This window comes from Streptomyces sp. col6, from assembly GCF_008042035.1.
Lineage (GTDB): Bacteria > Actinomycetota > Actinomycetes > Streptomycetales > Streptomycetaceae > Streptomyces.
This window is the reverse complement of sequence record NZ_RDBL01000052.1, coordinates 1-3,495: the sequence shown is the minus strand read 5'-3', so window position 1 is coordinate 3,495 and position 3,495 is coordinate 1. Positions and strand designations below refer to the sequence as shown.

At 75.3% G+C, this 3,495-nt stretch carries 3 protein-coding genes; all 3 read left to right on the top strand.

Annotation, left to right across the window (positions count from 1 at the left end):
* A partial coding sequence (locus EAO73_RS35125; RefSeq protein ID WP_147975588.1) for a biotin/lipoyl-containing protein occupies positions 1 to 736 on the top strand: 736 nt, incomplete at its 5' end.
* Positions 733 to 2,436, top strand: coding sequence for an allophanate hydrolase (atzF, locus tag EAO73_RS35120; protein WP_147975587.1), 1,704 nt, complete (start codon positions 733 to 735; stop codon positions 2,434 to 2,436). The genes EAO73_RS35125 and atzF, both read left to right, overlap by 4 nt.
* A 153-nt stretch (positions 2,437 to 2,589) precedes the next feature.
* Positions 2,590 to 3,387 (top strand): triphosphoribosyl-dephospho-CoA synthase, encoded by a 798-nt coding sequence (locus EAO73_RS35115; RefSeq protein ID WP_147975586.1) that lies wholly within the window; start codon positions 2,590 to 2,592, stop codon positions 3,385 to 3,387.
* Positions 3,388 to 3,495 lie beyond the last annotated feature (108 nt).

Below are 3,495 nucleotides of genomic sequence, written 5' to 3'. Positions count from 1 at the left end.
CACCCCGCTCGACCCCCGCCACCGCCTGGTGACCACCAAGTACAACCCGGCCCGTACGTGGACGGCGGAGGCCGGGGTGGGCATCGGCGGCTCGTACCTGTGCATCTACGGGATGGAGAGCCCCGGCGGCTACCAGCTCATCGGCCGGACGGTTCCCGTGTGGGGCGGTCTGCGCCCGCCGCGGTCCTTCGCCGACGGCACGCCCTGGCTGCTGCGGTTCTTCGACCGGATCATCTGGCATCCGGTCGATCCGGCCGAACTCCTGGACATCCGGGCCGATCTCGCCTCCGGGCGGACCGCGCTGGACATCCGTCCGGGCGTCTTCTCGCTGGCCCGGCACGAGGCGTTCCTGCGGGAGAACGCGGAGGACATCGCCGCCTTCCGCACCCGCCAGTCCGCTGCCTTCGAGACGGAGCGCCGGGCGTGGGAGGCGGCGGGCGAGTTCGCCGACCGCGCCGAACCGGAGCCGGCGGCCGAGGCCGTCGCCCCGCTCGCCCTCCCGCCGGGCTCGGGGCTGGTCGAGGCCCCGCTGAGCTCCACCGTGTGGAAGGTCGAGGCGGGGCCCGGCACCCGGGTCGAGCCGGGTCAGGCCCTTCTGGTCCTGGAAGCCATGAAGATGGAGGTCGTCGTGCGCGCTCCCGCCCACGGAGTCGTCACCGACGTCCTCGTCACCCCCGGACAGCAGATCGACGCCGGCACCCCGCTGGCCGTCGTCGCACGAGAGGAAGCAGCGTGACCCAGAGCTGCGTCGCACGCGTCACCGCCGCCTACCACCGCATCACCGCTGCCGACCGCCCGGAGGTGTGGATCACCCTGCGCCCGGAGGCGGACGTCCGGGCGGAGGCCGCCGCCCTGGACGCCCGGCTGGCCGCCGGGGAGTCGCTGCCCCTGGCGGGCGTCCTGGTCGCGGTGAAGGACAACATCGACGTGGCGGGGCTGCCCACGACGGCCGCGTGTCCCGCCTTCGCGTACATCCCGGAGACGGACGCGCCGGCCGTGCGGCGTCTGCTGGACGCGGGCGCGGTCGTGCTGGGCAAGACCAACCTGGACCAGTTCGCCACCGGTCTGGTGGGGACCCGCAGTCCCTACGGCCCCGTGCGCAACGCCCTGCGCCCCGAGAAGATCTCCGGCGGTTCCAGCTCCGGTTCGGCGGTCGCCGTCGCCCTCGGCATCGCCGATATCGCGCTCGGTACGGACACGGCGGGTTCCGGACGCGTTCCCGCCGCCCTCAACGGCATCGTCGGCATCAAGCCCACCCTGGGTCTGGTCCCCACGACCGGGGTGGTTCCCGCCGCCCGCTCCTACGACGCGGTCACGGTGTTCGCCCGCACCCTCACCGAGGCCCAGCAGGCCATCGGTGTCATGGCGGGCCCGGACGACGGCGACCCGCGCGGCCGTGTCTGGCCCGACGGCGTCCGCCTGGCGGCCCCGCCCCGGCCCCGGGTCGCGGTCCCCCGGGACGAAGACCTCGCCCCGCTCTCGCCGGGGGGCCGCGCCGCGTTCGCCTCCGCCGTCAAGCAGCTGGAGGCCGCCGGTGCGACGACCGCCGTCGTCGATGTGTCACCGCTGCTGCTGGCGGCCCGGCTGCTCTACGACGGCGCGCTGGTCGCGGAGCGCTACGCGGCGGTCGGCGAGTTCATCGCCACAGACCCGTCGGCGGCGGACCCCACGGTCGCCGGGATCATCCTCGGCGCCGCCGGTCTGCCGGCTCATGCCCTGGCCGGCGACCAGGAACGTCTGGACCGCTACCGGGCGCTCGCGATCCGGATTCTGTCCGGGTACGACGCGCTGCTCCTCCCCACCACGACCGGGCACCCGGACATCGCGGAGGTACTGGCCGATCCGGTGGCCGTCAACTCCCGGCTGGGCACCTACACGAACTTCGTGAACCTGCTGGACATGGCGGCGGTCGCCGTCCCGGCCGGGGAGGCCGACGGCAGCCCGTTCGGCGTCAGCGTCGTCACCCGTGCGTTCGAAGATCAGCCGGCCCTCGACATCGCCGCGCTGTTCACCGGTGAGCAGGCGCCGCAGCCCCTGCCGGGCGTGGGTGTGGACCTCGCCGTGTTCGGCGCCCATCTGACCGGGCAGCCGCTCAACCACCAGCTCAGCGACTCCGGCGCCCGGTACGCCGGCGAGGTCACCACCACGGCCGCCTACCGGCTCACGGCGCTCGGGACCACCCCGCCCAAGCCGGGCCTCGTCCGCGTCGGCCCCAGGGACGGCGCGCCCATCAGCGGCGAGCGGTGGACCCTCTCCCCCGCCGCCCTCGGGCGCTTCCTCGCCGCCCTGCCCGCGCCCATGTCCCTGGGCCGGGTGGAACTGGCCGAGGGCACGTGGGTCCTCGGCTTCCAGTGCGACCCGGACTCCGCGGCCCGGGGCACCGACATCACGGAGCACGGCGGCTGGCGGGCCTATTTGGAGTCGACGACGGCCTGACGGGGCCGGGCGACCCGGGCGGGTCGAGGGCGGAGTACCCGCGCCGGAGGGACATTGGTCCCGGTTTCGCCCTCCGGCAGCGGGCATCACGCAGGAAGCCCCGGCCGTGCCGCCGGGCCCGTCCGCCCGTACCGTCCAGTGGAAGCGATACGCATGTCCTCCCAGCACCTGCCCCGGATCGACGCAGACGGCCTGGCAGACCTCGGGGTCTCCGCCCTCACCCGCGAGGTCTTCCTCACTCCCAAGCCGGGGCTGCCGGACTGCCGCACCGCGCAGACCCCCGCCAACTCGGTGTTCTCCTCGCTCGTCGACGCCGGCGTCCGGCTCCACGGCCCGCTGCGTGCCGCCGCCGACGCCGGTACGGACATCGGCAGGCTCTCCGCCGCCTGCCGGGCCGCCCGGGACCAGGTGCCCCACACCGCGTCCCTGCACGGCTTCGATGTGGCCGCCCGCGCGCTGTGCCTGCTGACGGCCGCCTGGTCGCGGGGCGCCGACGGCACCCGGGACGCCTGTATGACGGCCTTCGCCCTCGACGAGGAACTGGAAACGTCCGAGGGCGCCCGCGACAGCGGCCGGCCGCTGTCGGGCCGTACCACGTGGCACGGGCTCACCCACGCCGAGGCGGCGCTCTCCGCCGTCCGCGCGGCACGGACGCGGGGCGTGCCCGAGGAGACCGCCCAGCTCGACGCGCTGCTGACGCTGATGGCGGCCATGGACGACGAGCGGGTGCTGCGCGACAGGGGACCCCTGGCGCTGCGGATGCTCCGGGAGGACGCGGCCGTGGTGCTGGCCGCCGGTGGCGCCGGTATGCCCGAGGGCCGCCGCCTGCTGTCCGAGCTGGACGAGCAGCTGACCCGGTACGCGATCTGCCCGGCGACCAGCGGCGCGCTGCTCACCGTGGTGCTCTTCCTGGACTCGGTCGACAGCCGCCCGCTCGCCGCCGCGGCCTGAGCGGGCCGGACCCACCGCAACGCACCGCCGCGACCACCACCGGCCCACCCCGGCTGGCGCCGGGAGCTGGGTCGCGCGGCCGTCGCGCAGGAGCACCGGGCGCGGATG